This is a genomic window from Pseudovibrio japonicus, assembly GCF_014651595.1.
In the GTDB taxonomy this organism is placed as follows: Bacteria; Pseudomonadota; Alphaproteobacteria; order Rhizobiales; family Stappiaceae; genus Pseudovibrio; species Pseudovibrio japonicus.
Window position 1 is genome coordinate 264,936 of sequence record NZ_BMXE01000006.1, and the last position, 14,266, is coordinate 279,201.

Annotated in this window: 9 protein-coding genes and 1 pseudogene; 5 read left to right on the forward strand and 5 right to left on the reverse strand. The window is 47.1% G+C overall.

Features of this window, described 5'->3' with window-relative positions; translation table 11 throughout:
• Positions 1–24: 24 nt before the first annotated feature.
• From IE076_RS16900 to IE076_RS16915, 4 genes are all read right to left on the reverse strand, one after another.
• Positions 25–681, reverse strand: coding sequence for a hypothetical protein (locus tag IE076_RS16900; protein ID WP_189437953.1), 657 nt, complete (start codon positions 679–681; stop codon positions 25–27).
• Positions 674–1,528: a hypothetical protein gene (locus IE076_RS16905; RefSeq protein ID WP_189437954.1), complete on the reverse strand. Its 855-nt coding sequence runs from the start codon at positions 1,526–1,528 to the stop codon at positions 674–676. The genes IE076_RS16900 and IE076_RS16905 overlap by 8 nt, the downstream gene beginning before the upstream one ends.
• Positions 1,525–4,215, reverse strand: a complete 2,691-nt coding sequence (locus tag IE076_RS16910) for a glycosyltransferase (protein ID WP_189437955.1) — start codon at positions 4,213–4,215, stop codon at positions 1,525–1,527. Before IE076_RS16910 ends, IE076_RS16905 begins: the two co-directional genes overlap by 4 nt.
• A 119-nt stretch (positions 4,216–4,334) precedes the next feature.
• On the reverse strand, positions 4,335–6,770 hold the full coding sequence (locus IE076_RS16915) for a class I SAM-dependent methyltransferase (protein WP_189437956.1): 2,436 nt from the start codon (positions 6,768–6,770) through the stop codon (positions 4,335–4,337).
• A gap of 578 nt (positions 6,771–7,348) precedes the next feature.
• Between IE076_RS16915 and glf the strand changes: the two genes are divergently transcribed.
• From glf to IE076_RS16945, 5 genes are all read left to right on the forward strand, one after another.
• Complete coding sequence (glf, locus tag IE076_RS16925) at positions 7,349–8,464, forward strand: UDP-galactopyranose mutase (protein ID WP_189437958.1); 1,116 nt, start codon at positions 7,349–7,351, stop codon at positions 8,462–8,464.
• Positions 8,465–8,472: 8 nt separating this feature from the next.
• On the forward strand, positions 8,473–9,450 hold the full coding sequence (locus IE076_RS16930; RefSeq protein ID WP_189437959.1) for a glycosyltransferase family 2 protein: 978 nt from the start codon (positions 8,473–8,475) through the stop codon (positions 9,448–9,450).
• A 21-nt stretch (positions 9,451–9,471) separates the two neighbouring features.
• Positions 9,472–10,707, forward strand: coding sequence for a glycosyltransferase family 2 protein (locus tag IE076_RS16935; RefSeq protein WP_189437960.1), 1,236 nt, complete (start codon positions 9,472–9,474; stop codon positions 10,705–10,707).
• Positions 10,691–11,827, forward strand: a complete 1,137-nt coding sequence (locus IE076_RS16940; protein WP_209009207.1) for a polysaccharide pyruvyl transferase family protein — start codon at positions 10,691–10,693, stop codon at positions 11,825–11,827. The genes IE076_RS16935 and IE076_RS16940 overlap by 17 nt, the downstream gene beginning before the upstream one ends.
• A gap of 805 nt (positions 11,828–12,632) precedes the next feature.
• The gene (locus IE076_RS16945) at positions 12,633–13,514 is read left to right on the forward strand and encodes a DUF707 domain-containing protein (protein ID WP_194539865.1); all 882 of its coding nucleotides are present in this window, start codon (positions 12,633–12,635) and stop codon (positions 13,512–13,514) included.
• A 176-nt stretch (positions 13,515–13,690) separates the two neighbouring features.
• Here the strand turns inward: IE076_RS16945 and IE076_RS22885 are convergent.
• Positions 13,691–14,194: pseudogene (locus IE076_RS22885) on the reverse strand (integrase core domain-containing protein); the annotation flags it as partial.
• Positions 14,195–14,266 lie beyond the last annotated feature (72 nt).

Here is a 14,266-nt window from a genome sequence, read left to right on the forward strand (position 1 = left end):
ATTATCTGCATTTTATCAATAAAACTATCGGCCTGAGTTTGCTACACCTTCAAAATCCTCGCGCAAATTATAGCGACCTTTTGCCGGGTCGGCATAGGTTACCGTCGCAAACAATTGAAGGAGAGTACTCAGCCCTACTTTCTGTTTAATTTCCGGCAGGAGCCTAAATTCGGCCATTCGGCCGACGATTTGTGTCGGTTCGGCAATTTTCTTAATGACATGATAGCTCGGACGGTCAACATAGTCGTCAAACAGAACGAGCACAGGCCGTGTTATCCGCATCACCACAGTTGCAAAGCATGCAAGGCGGAAACGCCCGTCAATAAGAACTAAATCTGGGTGTCGAAAAAAGGGTTCGTCCCAGACAGAAACAGGATAGTGATGAAACCTCTGCCAGGAGGTTTCATCAATGGGCCTGCCCCATTGGCCCGTCGGCCCAATGTCTACGTGATAGACTATGGCTTGTGACGGAGGATTGGAAACGTCGATCTCCGACTGAAGACCAACGGCCCATTCTCGATCAGATTCCACGGAGATTGTCAGTTTATCTGGCTGGCTAGCTGCGAGATAGCTCGACCCCCCAGAGCCATATTCGAGAATGGTTCGGGCTCCTTTATAACGGGTCTCCAGAAATTCTCGTTCTCTCTGGGGAAAGGTAAGTGTCGTGAAGGTACTATGCAAAATCTGCTCTTACCAGTTTCATTATGGTATCAAAGACACTTTGGCTTTCAGCAGCATTATGCCCCTCAGGATTGGAGAATAGCAGCCGGTGCACTGGCCCATTGTAGGGGGCATGCTCATGACTAACGCCCATCGCCTCGCATAATGGTTTGTAATGCTCTTCATAATGATGCGTATCCTGCACGTTCTGTGCTAGTAGAATCTGCCTGTCGCCAAGAGCATCCAAATTTTCGATGATACTCAGGCGTTTGGGGTAAGCAGCAAGCGCCTCTGCCCGCCCCGTATGTCCATAACAGATACGCAAGTATTTTTCGACGCTACCCTTATGATAGGAGGTAACGCAGGTTTGTGGGTTAATCGCAATTGCTTTAGAATTAGGGATGGTGGTTATAAAGCGTAGCGCGGCAAATCCGCCTCCGCTTGAGCCATAGGAATAGATATTATCCTGCGCAACTCCCAGAGATTCTGCAATACCAGACGCCATCCGGCCAATAATGGGCATAGGATCGTAATCCTTTGTCCCGGAATACCATGCGAGGCCCAACGTATCTTCGAGGTACAAGCTTGGATCTGAGATATACAGGCAATTCCCAGGAAATGAGGGGGCCCAAGTCCAGCGATTAAAAACGGGGAGGGTATACTTGCTTCGAATGGCATCCCCACAGAACAGTACGAACAGACGCTTTTCTTCAGATGGATACCACAGGCAATCGTAGCGAAATCCCTCATCCGAAAAGTGGTAAAGCGTGGCCTTATCCGCTGGACCGTCTTCTGCTCGCCACTCTGCTTTTGGAATTTCCGACAGAGTGCTGCCTGAAACTTTACCTGCATATTTAGGAATACTCAAATCTCAACTCCTAGTTTCTTCAATCGCGCAAGATGGGTTTCATAGCTAAATTTCTTTTCTACATATTGCAATGCTTTTTCTACTTGTTTGTCATAGGCTTCCGGGTTTTTGTGCAACTTCCTTGCGAGATCCACTGCTTCATCGGGAGCCGAGTACAGTGCCGCATCTTCGAACAGGGCGCTGTATTCCCTAGGCAAGATCACCGGTACACCCACGGCCATGGCCTCAATGATATTACGCCCAAAAGATTCAACCCCATCGGGGTGTGGGTAGTAGATAAATACATCAATCTTGGCTAAAAAGTCTTTCGGCTCCATGCTACCAAAGGAATGCACGGTCCAATTAGTCGGAAGCTCTCCAATCATCGCCCTCGGGGCATTCCCACCACCAAGAACATGAACTTCGACATCATCGGTGTCGGGATAGGCAGCTAGAAGATCCGTTCTTGTGGCTGGCCACTTCACAAAATCATCGTGCGAATGCCGCCCGATGCGCAGTGTATCATTTGGACTGCGTTTTCGTGGTCCGCGGTACCAGCCCTTGATGTCAATAATATTGCTCCAATCCTCATCCGAGAAATTGATATGTCTCAGATCGCTGGCGTGGTGCTCATGCAGCGTATCCCTTATCAATGGGCCAATAGGATGCCAAGTGGCGTCTTTGCCAAAATAACGGCGAATATTCTCAGCGCACTCTTTAACGTGATAGCGCAGAACACCCTCAGACGAATAATCGCTCATCGGAGGCTGATTTACGATAACTTTGATCTCCTTGGCATCGATTGTAGGAACGTATCTCTGGAAATGGTGTAGTATCAGTGGGTCGCGCAGGATCAATAAATCACAGCTCACCTTCTCTCCGAAGGTTAGTATGCGGGTGCCGGTATCAAAGATTTGTTGTCGGGCATTGTCTTTCATCTGTGACGGGCTCTCTGTCGAAAACCCCAAATCGTAGCGGCGTAACTCGAATACTGCTGAGGGTATACCGAATTTATGTGCAACTTGAAGCTCTTCGATCGAGGATTGCACGCTACCTCCTGGCATCCGGAACTCTGATCCAGTGATTACAGGGATATGACTGGCCTTTGCATTTATCCGTTTACGATCGGGCCGCATGATAACAGGAGCTGGGAACGGTCTGACAGAAATGTCATTAGTGAATTGAACGTTGGCTCTGTTGTTTCGGTTGAAATTTTGAGCGTCCAGATATTCCTTTCGGGCCCCGAACATAAAACCGTTCACGCCCATCACCTCGTCGGCGACGATGGAAGTATCAGAGTGGCGCTGGAAAGAGTAAGGACCAGTATTGAGGAAGGGAACCGCTTCTTTTCCGAACACTTTGCGCATCCGGCGGATTAACTCGTTATCAGCAGAGAAGCGAACGGTGTCCCAGTAGCCAAGATGCTCCCGCATAGGTTCGCGGCGGAACATAAAGGATGACGTGTTGGTGATGATAAACTGGCCGCTGCCCGTCCAGCGCGTAAAGGTAAGATCACTAAGTGCGCGAGCCTGCTGACTTGTACAGCCCACAATCTCGGAATTTCTTGCCAGATAACGAGCCTGTACCTCGATTTTTTTCGGATGTGACCAGTCGTCAGCATCATGGATAGTGATATATTCCCCAGTAGCTTGATCCAGCGCGTGGTTACGTGCAACATAGGCGCCGCCGTTCACTTCCATACGCAATAACTTAATACGCGGGTCCCCGGCTCCAAATTTTTCGACCACGTTGCAGGTTTCGCCGCCATCGGGGCTGCAGTCGTCAATTACCAGAACTTCGAGGTTTTTCCAGGTCTGCTCCTGAAGCGAGCGAAGAGCGGTTGGTAATGTATCGGCAGCATTATACGCAGCAAGCAGGACAGTTACTCTTGGCCCATCGGTAACTTCCAATAGTTCCTCAGCCGAGGTCAACCTGTCGTAGGGAGAAAGAGAAACGTCATCCGTCATCTTAATAGGCGAAATATCAAAGACACCCAAAACTTCGTTGATCCAGAGGCAGCGGTCCGAAGCAGCTTCTGCATGATTGGCCCAAGCCAACAATAAGTCAGGGCTCAGTTCCCCGCTTAAGCAAGCCTGTTCATAGGACGCTTCCATCGCGCTACGATCACCGAGGAAATATTGGCATAGCACCTCAGAAGTGGCCAACTTTTGCCGAAAGCTCAGGTCTGGGGCTTCTTCTCGAGAACGCTCCAAATACCTTAGCGCTACTTTATAACCCTCGTCTGTGTTGCTGCGCATATTCCATAGCGCCAACTCTCTAGCAGCAGAAGCTCGCACGTGGGGCAGAGGGCTCTTATCCAACATGTCTTCGAGGTCTAACGGGGCTTGTTCAGTAAAGCCGAAGCTTAACAGATTAGTGCGCAACGTCTTTAGGCGCAGTTTTTCTTTTGCTTCCTCTCTGCTTTTGTATGGAGAACGTCGTTTGTAACCTTTCTTTTCGCCATGTAGTGCGAAGTGAACAAGCGGGTTCATCTCAGCTTCTGCAACATCCGGATAGGTCTCCAAATAAAAATTGGTTTGGAAGCCTTTTCCTGGATTGCGTCCCATGGCGGCACCGTATTTTAAATAGTGCTCCGCAGGATCAATATTTGCTTTAGCTACGTCGGGATAGGTTTGACGATACCAATTACTATGCACTTGCTTTGTTTGTCTGATAATCTTCTTTTGCTTCTCAAGAGGTTCGTGCATTTTTGTACAATCTATCTTCAATTTTTAATAAATACGGAAAAACTGATCGCATATCTCCCGTTTAGACCTGAGATATAGCTCAGCGCTCCGTCACTTGATAAAGCCTAGCGGCCTCTTGCCTAACCAGCTTTATGAACGGGCCCCAGGAGCGAGAGCTTTTCCCAAAATCTAGGTCGCCCACTGGTCAGCGATCGGCGCGAAGAATACCCACTCGATTGTACACCACAAACCAAATTCAAATGGCTTTCTCTGTCGCTTATGAAGTGGGCGGCAAGTCTTTTTAATATCAGCTCAAGGCCTTCATAATGGAGCTTAACTTCGAAATTACCGCTCTGGGAGATGTTGGAAATCAGACGCTTGTTCAAATCATCGAAGTCGAAATTATGTTGCGGCTCAATATCTAACATATCTTTGTACTTATAAGGCGTACGTCCAAGCAGATTGGCGATCATGGCTGCTTCATAGACATTGTCATCACTCCAACCTGATCCGCTTACCAATAACTTATTTTCAGCATTTTTCGCTGCAGCTTTAACAGCATAGAAAAAGGGTGTACCTTCTAGCGGGGAGAGCCACGAATCTGGCTGTTTCGATAGGATAACGATTTTTTCCTTATCGGTATGCTGCAGTTTTTCTAAATCAATAGCCATGCTCGGATTTAAAAGAAAAGGCGCATGAGCGGTTGGTTCTGCTCCAAAGGAGTTGGACAGCACAAGATTGTTTTTATAAATCTTGTGAAGCTCGTCTGCTATCATGGCGCTATAGTGTAATTCGTTCTCATTCCCTTCCAAAATGACGCACTTAGACGCGGGCGGGTTCGTCAAATCATCGCATATGGTAACGTAATTCAATTTTATCAAATGTTGTCCAGCCCAGGTTTTCTTAGCCCAATCCGGGTTGGTAAAAAAAACCGCTGGGGAGAGGCCAAACACAGGCAAACCGGTGATGAAACGATGAGCCTGCACAAGATGTCGCGATGACATTTCTCCCTTAATAACAAATAGATAGTCGCATACGTCACTATTCTTTTTCGGAGGAATTAAGGAGATCGAATCTACCTTTGCGGCGGCTCCGCTAGTCGTGGTTTGCTCTAGCCGATCCGTCAGCAACGCTAGCTCGTCGAAGCGCGTTGCCAAATCTTCAGTGAGCTGATCTCGTTCTGTCTGCAAGGCTTCCTTTTCTGCCGCCAGCTCGGAAATACGTCGATCGCGTTTAGTAATGCGTACGATAGTCTTTTCGTTGAAGGATGCCGCCTCAGCTTCGATAGCAGCACGAGTTGAACGCTCAAGCTCCAGATCAAGTCTTAGTTGTTCACGTTCTATCGTAGTTTGCTCTAGCCGATCCGTCAGCAACGCTAGCTCCTTGAAGCGCGTTGCCAAATCTTCAGTAAGCTGACTTCTTTCTGCCTGCAAAGCTTCGTTTTGTGTAACTAGGTCGGATATACGTTTATCTTGATTAGTAAGTATCTCTTCTAGCGCGTCGGCCGGATTCTCCATAGCCTCATCCACCCCCTTTTTTGTGTCTGATAACACAGCAAAATCTTCTTGTCTTGCGCTAAGTAGATCGCGTATCTCAGTGTTTTCTTTTTTGATATTGCAACTATCAAAGGCCTCTGCCTGAAGCTTAGCAACCTGCATGTGCCGCCTATCGTAGGCCTCATTGAGTTGATTGAACTTTTCTTGCATTACCTTATGGTCCCGCTGGACTTCTGCAAGCTGTTTGGCGATTAAGCTGAGGTTTTGCTCGGCCTCTTTGACGCGTTTTGTCTCTTGCACCAACAAAAGTTCGTACGTGTTATGCGTGCCCAGTTGGCTAAGAGCGCGATCAATAGAACGCAAAGTTGGCAAATGATTGGTGGCGTTCAGTAGGTGGTCGAGTGGCTCCCCGAGATTTAACCCGGCAGCAATAATCGCCGCCCCCCCGCCGGACTCAAAACGCAGTGTGCGTTGATCTTTGGATAGATCGTCAATCAGTGTGTTTTCATTATCGCCCAGTAAAAAAATAACCCCTCGGTCTGATAAGCGAGGCAACCAGTGGGTTACCAAAGTATCAACGAGAGAACTGCTCAGCTTTTGATCTACAATAAGAAGATCAACCTCGTTTTCCCTAAATTCTTCGGATGCCAATTCTACTGGAGCGCACATTAATTGAGAAAATTCTTGGTACTGCTTCTTGTTGTACTTGAGCAACACTTCGGCGATTCTCACGCCCTTACCAGTTTTGTCTACTTGCGTACCAATACCAACGCAAGTCGAGTTGAGACCTAAGCGCTCGATTGCTTGGCACATAGCAAAATGCGCTACACCATTCTGCATGCCGAGTGTTACGCCCAAGTCCGGACGTATGGCATTGATTAACCAAAACAGAAAAGGAATGTGTTCTAAACATTGTGAGGATTTGAGAAATTTAGGGCGCAAAAAAAGAACATTACTGGTTAATGAAAGAATACTATTAGAAAATGCCGAAGACGGGTTACCTTTTTTGTTGAGCGAAATATTATTGGTCACATTTTGTCCATTCAATTTAAGAAATTGAGAAGCAATTATTTGAACCACCAGTGCTTGCTGGAAGCCTTTTGGAAAACGATTTGGCCGAATCTGCAGTCTTTGCCCAACTGTTTCTTCTTAGGTTTACCCGCCAATTTATATGCCTCATTGGGCTACCCGATTGCAAGGGTCTGACGAAATCTTATGCAAAGTTCTGTCACAAAGCTTGGCTTTCATGCAAAGCACCTGGCGCTCGAACAGTTTCATCCCGCGAGCGCCTGGAACTGACGATAGGCTGGAACGCCTTACTGGCCCAGTTAGTCTGTTCTGATCATGCATGCGATTTCAATTCCATCGAATCTTACTTCAGCTGAACGAAAGACTTTAAATTCCGTCGTTGGTCTGGGCAGCCACTTATTGAACCGATAGTCCTGCTCAATGATATTATTGAAATATTTCAACTGTAGCATATCGATAAATGACAACCAGTCACCAATGAGGAGTAAACTTTGCGGCAGCATCCTCAATCAATTGAAGTGGGATTACCCAACTCTTAGGAAACTGTAAGACCGCTAAATTTCATGTATATTTTCACTCGATAGCATGATAGGAGGAGCACTAGTATTCAACTTAATTTTAGCGAAAACATGAGACGAATTTGTATTGTCGGCGCGGGCTTTAGTGGGTCTGTTATTGCTCGCGAGCTTGCGGAAGAAGGATTGAACGTGTTGGTCATCGACGAGCGTGACCACATTGCGGGCAACTGCCACACGTATCGTGATGAGGAAAGCGGCGTGATGGTGCACAAGTACGGGCCGCACATCTTCCACACTGCTAACGAACGCGTCTGGGAGTACATCAATCGTTTTACCGAGATGATGCCCTATGTGAACCGCGTAAAGGCAACGGTGAAGGGCAAAGTCTATTCCCTGCCGATCAACCTGCACACCATCAACCAGTTCTTCGGCACCTCCATGTCCCCTGTAGAGGCAAAAGCCTTTATCGAGGATAAGGCACGTACGGATATTAAAGACCCGCAGAGTTTTGAGGAGCAGGGCCTGCGCTTCGTGGGTGAGGAGCTCTACAACGCGTTTTTCGATGGTTATACCCGTAAGCAATGGGGCGTGGAGCCAAGCATTCTGCCAGCCTCTATTTTGAAGCGGCTGCCCCTGCGGTTCAACTACGACGACAATTACTTCAATCATCCTTACCAAGGTATGCCGAAGAATGGGTACACGGCGATTATGGAGAAAATCCTCGATCATCCGAGTATCGAGGTCCGTTTAGGTTCTGCCTATGAATATATCGATGAGGAATTCACCCATGTGTTCTACTCTGGCCCGCTGGACCGTTACTTCAACTACGACATAGGCCGTCTGCGCTATCGCACGCTTGATTTTGAAGAGGTGCGCGGCGTAGGCGACATGCTCGGCACGGCAGTGATGAACCACCCAGATCCCGAAACGCCCTACACCCGCATTTCAGAGCACAAGCACTTTGCGCCTTGGGAAGCGGCAAAGTTTGAAAAGACGGTTGCATTCCGTGAGTACAGCCGATTCTGCGAGGAAGGGGATACGCCGTATTACCCGATCCGCTCACTAGACGACAAAGTACTGCTGGAAACTTACGAGAAGAAGGCGCAAAAGGAAGAAGGCGTAACCTTCGTAGGTCGCCTCGGCACCTACCAGTACCTCGACATGGACGTCACGATCCAAAAAGCGCTCGACGTCGCTAAGGCGTTTTTGGAAAAGAACCGGGATTAAAATAGAAAATGCTATCAATTGTAATTCCCGTTCATAATGCAGAGTATCACCTTAGAGAGACGGTTGAGGGCATTTTTCGGAACATTTCCTATGAAAAAGAAGTAATTCTTGTTGATGACGCATCAATCGACGCAACCCGATCTGTGATGGCAGACCTTTCAAAGCAGTTCAAAGGTATTCGTTGCTTCTTTCACTCCGAAAATAAAGGCGCAGGCGCTGCGCGCAACACGGGTCTTTGTGAGGTTCGGGGTGAATTTGTTCTGTTTTTCGATTCAGACGATTTGATCATTGAAGGCGCGGTTGATCGTACTCTTGACATTTTAGAAACCTCAGATGCAGATTTCGCGTTCACACCCTACAGATACTCCAAGGGAAGGTCCGGCGTAGCAGGTGGAATGCATACACGGGACGGTCAGTTGTGGGCTAGCGTTATGCAAGGGCAGTCAAAGAAAGAGATCGATCTTGATACCGGCGCTTGCTTGCTGACGTTCACCAATTATCCATGGAACAAAATCCTTCGCACAAATTATGCTCGGGAAATCGGCCTTTACTTTAGCGAAACGCCAGTAAACAACGACATACATGCACATTGGCAATGCCTCTTGGGGGCAAAAAATATACTGATGGTCGATGAGGCATTTTGCCTTCACATAGTGCCTGAAGACGGAAACAACATCACCAACATGCATGACCGGCGCCGGTTGGCAGTCTTTCAGGCTCTTGATGATACTGAAACGTTGTTTAACAAGAATCCGGAGCTGCGGAGGAAGTATTATTACCACTTCGCTGAGTTCAAAGTCATGCTTATGAAGTGGGCAAGAGACCGGATTGAGGCCAGACACAAAGCACAATTTAACGAAAGTGTATATGCCTCTTTCGGGGCAACAAGTTTTGCTGACTACCTTAACATCAAGTCACAGAAGCCGAAGATCGCGTCTGAGGTGAGCAAGCTCATTCTTCGCCAACACCCTTCATTTTCTGCTTAAGCTTATTTAAGAGATCAAGCGATGACCAAATTATCAATTATTACCACAAGCTACAATATTTCCAAATACATAGGAAGATGCTTGGATGATCTTCTCGCACAAGATCTTGATGATTATGAAATTATTGTCGTTGATGATGGTTCCTGCGACGGCTCCGCTGACATTATTGCCGATTATGCGTCCAAACACGACTTGATACACGCTGTTATGCTACCGGAAAACAGCATTGGCGGCGTTGCAACCGCAGCCAATGCTGGGCTTGAACTGGCTAAAGGGGAGTACATTGGTTTTGCCGATGGAGATGACCTTTACGCGCCTGACATGTTTTCCAAGTTGCTGAATGCCGCGCAAGAGCATGGTAGCGATTTGGCCATATGTGATTACTTTCTGCTAAATGATAGCACGGGAGAAAAAACCGCTCCGGCAGATGAAGGGCGTTGGGCAGAACTTGGAGCGGCGGAGGTCGTTTCTCTTGATACTTTGGGAACTAAGAAAATACTTCGCTTTGTTGCTGTTCCTTGGCGAAAAATCTACCGACGTGAATTGTTGGAAAAGAACAACATTAGCTTTCCCGTTGGGGATTATTTCTACGAGGATAACCCGTTTCACTGGATGAGCGTGGTTTCTGCCGAAAGCATCGCTTTGGTTCCGGAAAAACTCTGCCAACATAGGGTATTTCGTGAGGGGCAAACCATGGCAACCACTGACCGCCGGTTATTTAAGATGTTCGAGCACCACAACACCATTTACAAGTGGCTGGAAGCGCATGGAAAGTTAGAAGTATTTGACACCTCGCTTCTGCGCTGGTTGGTCTCGCAAACTGAATGGATTTCGCGCAAATGTCCACCGGAATTGCGCGACGAATTATTTGATACTGTTTCTCCAGAGATTAAAAAGTACTCACACAAGCAGATGCGAGAGATGGTCGACGAGAACAAAACAGGGCAGCACGGATCTTATCTTGCGATTTCACTACAGGACGGCAATCGTAAGCGCTTTCATTCTTTGGTTTCAGGGCATATTCGTTTTTCGCTTCTTCAAACTGCTTATTACCGTTACAGGCGGTTCGGCGCGAAGGATGTGGCAAAGGAAGCTCGCAAGTTGTTTTGGAAGAAGCTGAAATTCGGCCTACCCAGGATTGATAGCCCGAGCGCCATAAAAGACGCACAATTGGAGAGAGTTTTATCTGAGCTGGAAGATGTGAAGGTCGGAATCCGCATTTTGGAGCAGAAGTTGGATAATGACTCTCGTAAATAACTTATTTGGAACGCAAATGAACTTTTTAAGAAAGTTTAAGAAAACTGAGCAAGTAAGCATACATCGCCCAAAGATCGGTATTACAGGATCGTTTGGAAGGGGTAATTATGGTGACGAGCTTTTTGTTAATAATTACATGTATTGGTTCGGTGATTGGGCCGAACTTTTACTGTTAAGCGGTTTACCGAAACCCACCTACTTTAAACCATTGGCAAAAAATCTAGTGGACTCCGTAGATGCGGTGGTGCTAGGCGGTGGGGATTTATTATGCCCGTATAAGCCAAAAGTTGACCGTGATTTTATTAATCCACTTTATCTCAGACGACCACTTCATGTGGCAGGGATCGGAGTCGAACTTAATCGCCCAGACCAGATTGAAGAAGTCGTTGGTAAGTGGAAACATTTCCTAAACCATAGGAATGTTCGATCTATTTCCACCAGAGATGCAGGATCTAAGGAATGGATGGAAAAGAACATCACACCGTCAGTAAACATTTCATCGCATCCTGACCTCGTATGTGCGCTACCTTTGCCAAAGATCAGGGATAAGTCCAAAGCACCCATTCTAGGACTTATTACAAGGCACATTAAACATCGAAAAGAATACATCGTAATGACTGAGGTTGCCAAGGTAATGGCAGCAAGAGGCTGGCGGATACGGCATATTGTTGGCGGTGTGGGTACCCATGGCCTTAAGGATTACGATAACTCACGTTTTGTTGAAGTTCCAGGAAAGGAAACCTTTCGAAGCGAAAAGCTTGACGACATAAGCATTGCGATAGGCGAATGTTCGTTAGTATTGAGTATGAAGTTGCACACGACAATTGTAGCAACAATGTATGGCGTTCCGACTATTTGCATGAATCCTGTATTTAAAGCAAGACAGTTTATGCGCTTGGTAGATAACGAACAGAGCGTGTTTGCCCACGACGATCGAGCAATATTCGATTTCATTGAAGCTGGGGTCAAGCCTGCGCCTTCGGATAGTGTCGCTAGGGTACGAAACGATGCTGAGGCTTATATGCGGACATTAGGTGGTTCAATTTGGAACGAGTTTAGGAATTCACAGAGCAAGGAACTTCAGAAAAAAATTCCAGTCACCCCACCCATACCTAAATAGTCGGTTCGCACTACACATTGCCTTCCTCCCAAGAAGCGGGACAAATTATTTCTGTAAGGTCAAAGATTGAAGGAGGAGGACACCTTTCTACGAAATATTCAACTCCCCAGGCGTGTTAGGGTATGGAGACCATCCTCCATACTTAACTGAGATCTCTGAAATCGAAGGGCAGAAAGTCTCAGGAGCGACTGATCCGAATTTGAATGGGCTCTACCGAAGAATGCCATGCGATCACTCAAGCACCTGACCAACATTAGCGGTCAGGCCGAAAAAAGTTCTTTTCTTATAAGCTATTTCCACAACAACTCTCGTATTGCGTAATTGCGTGACTGATAAAGAGGTATAGGCCTGCTCATACTTTTCTATTGGAAAATCGACTAGATGTTTGCCTCTCATTTAAGAATGCATAATAAGCACAACGATCGACTAACAAGAGTAATAACCGTTTAAAAATAGAAACTGACACAGATAATTTCTTATCTTGGGATCGAGAGTACGAAGATATAGTAAAATCAGCAAGGCTAAATCCAACATACTTTTCCATGAAAACCATGTAGATACCTCTCTGGAGAGGCTTTAAGAAGAACAGGTATTATTCCTAACAAGCTGCGGGACTGGTGCGCGATTACTGATCAGAGATTCAGAGCCTAAGTTTAGTTGACATGATAAGCGTAGGAGTCCATTAAAAAAATCAAAGCGGAGCTGCATCGCAGAAAGAGTTGTTAGAGCAGGGGCAGCTCGACTATGCACTTAAGAAGCACTCCATTGATTGAGGTTGTTATTTTTATCCTTGGGGACGTGTTTCTTGTTTAACTCAATAACCGTTGTGCGCGCAGATCGTGTCAAGCAAATGGGAGGTCTGACGGAGGCCTCTTCCGGGGCTTTGGTAGTGTCTACCTACCGAACGCCTGATACCTCAGGCGGTACTGCCTTCCCTCACCACTTCGTCGGGGGTAAATGGACGGGGATTTTTAGTTTCTTCCGAACTTACCCCGAGGTGCTCAACAAATATGAGTACTTCTGGTTTCCCGATGATGATATCCAAACTACGCCGGAAGATGCCGATCGGTTTCTTGAGATCGTGAAGCGAGAAGGGTTTCAGCTTGCGCAGCCAGCCTTAGAACCGGATAGCTACTATGCGCACCGCATTACGCTGGCTAATCCGCTGCTGAGCTTCCGTCGCACGAATTTCGTGGAACTAATGATGCCAATATTGCATCGGGACTTGCTATTGAAGGTACTGCCACTGTTTGAAGGTCGCCACTTCGCTCAGGGGCTCGACTATATGTGGCATCAACTTTCGAGAAATCCTGAGCGTGATGTCGCAATTATAGATGAAACGCCGATGGGGCACCGCCGTCCGCGCCAAGTGTGCTTGAAGGGCAATATGTCGAAAATGCAAGTGGACATGATGTCTGAGCGGGAAGCGACATTTAGAGAACTAAATATTTGTAGGCAAGCTCCGGTGGTAATTAGTGCGAAAACCAAAGACGGCATAGAGCTTCAACGTAGTTCTCGTTTAACCGTTAAATTACTTATGGGGATGTGGTCGTGTCGGGCCAAGATTACCCGGCAACCATGGTCTGCAAACGACTATTTTCGAATGCTTGGCCAACAGGCTCTAGGAAGAACGAACACTACAACGTCAAGCTATGTTCAACCAACATCCGTTTGTCGAGCGCGTTAACGGCCGCCGACGGGATGAATGTTTGAACGAGTACCTTTTCTGCAAAGGCTCTGTTGAATCTTTTTGCGTTAAGAAACACATAGCCTTCTCCGAAGCGCAATTCAGGCATAAATTCCAAGTTGGTGGTTTATAAAGGAAACCTCGGCTCCACGGTAATCCCCCATTTATGGAGGAGTTTAGCGGTAGAGTTGTGCCGCCCGTGTCAGTTTGTCGTCGGGTGTAAGACCTCCTATGGCCATGTTTAGCCATTCGTTGTTGTAAGTCCAGGGCCAAATTGTGGTTTGTATCTGTGCTTATTCTATGGTTTTAAAGCAGTTCTGAACCAGCCATTCCTGCCTGACCGTTCTGTTGTAGCGTTCGACATAGGCATTCTGTGCCGGTTTTCCTGGCTGGATATGAAGGGTCTTGATGCTTTGCTTGTGTGCCCACGACATCAATGCTTCACTGACATTCTCTGGGCCATTGTCAACGCGTATCGTCTTTGATTTAACTCGCCATTCAATTAGATGCTTCAAAGCACGCACAACCCGCAGAGCGGTCAAAGAAAAATCAACTTTGATTGCCAAGCGCTACCAGTCGAAGTCATAGAGGATATTAGGTGTTCGGTACCGCCTACCGTCCTCCAGCTGATCAGCAATAAAATCCATTGGCCACACCTGATTGGGGCTCGAAGGAACGGTCGGGGGAAAATCAATCGTATCGCCATGCTTGTCGATAGCGCGAAACAAATACGGCCCTGTTACCACTTTACT